Here is a 744-nt window from a genome sequence, read left to right as displayed (position 1 = left end):
CAGAATTTCGCCTTCTGTATCCAGACGAGGGATCGCCTTTAACAGGCCTTCCGCATATGGGTGGCCTGGGTTGTAGAAAATTTCGTTTACGTTGCCGTACTCCATCGTACGACCTGCGTACATCACAAGCACTTTGTCACATGAACCAGCAACAACACCTAGGTCGTGGGTGATCATAATGATTGCCGTGTTGAACTCGGATTTCAGCTCGTTCAACAAGTCCATGATCTGTGCCTGAACGGTTACGTCCAACGCGGTTGTTGGTTCATCAGCAATAAGCAGTTTAGGACGGCACAATAGCGCCATCGCAATCATTACACGCTGACGCATACCGCCTGAAAATTCGTGCGGATACATGGTGATACGTTTGCGAGCTTCAGGGATTTTTACCGCTTCAAGCATGCGAACAGATTCTTCAAACGCTTCTGACTTGCCCATGCCTTTATGCAGCATCAACACTTCCATCAACTGGTCACTGACTTTCATGTAAGGGTTCAGTGACGTCATTGGGTCTTGGAAGATCATCGCGATCTGTTCAGCACGAACTTTGTTCAGCTCTTTTTCTGGAAGGGTCAGAATTTCTCGACCTTCAAATTTCGCGCTGCCTGAGATCTTGCCGTTTTTCGCCAGTAGACCCATGATTGCGAATACAGTTTGTGATTTACCTGAACCAGATTCACCCACGATACCGAGAGTTTCGCCCTGCTTCAGAGAGAAGTTCAAATCGTTTACTGCGGTTACGAT

1 protein-coding gene is annotated in these 744 nt (G+C 47.6%); it reads right to left on the bottom strand.

The window, feature by feature from the left end; genetic code table 11:
* The coding region (locus R8N49_RS26825; RefSeq protein ID WP_318190412.1) for an ATP-binding cassette domain-containing protein at window positions 1-744 on the bottom strand (744 nt) is incomplete at both ends.

This window comes from Vibrio sp. 1978 (assembly GCF_033344345.1).
The sequence above is the reverse complement of the archived record's forward strand: the minus strand, read 5'-3'. Positions and strand labels throughout refer to the sequence as shown.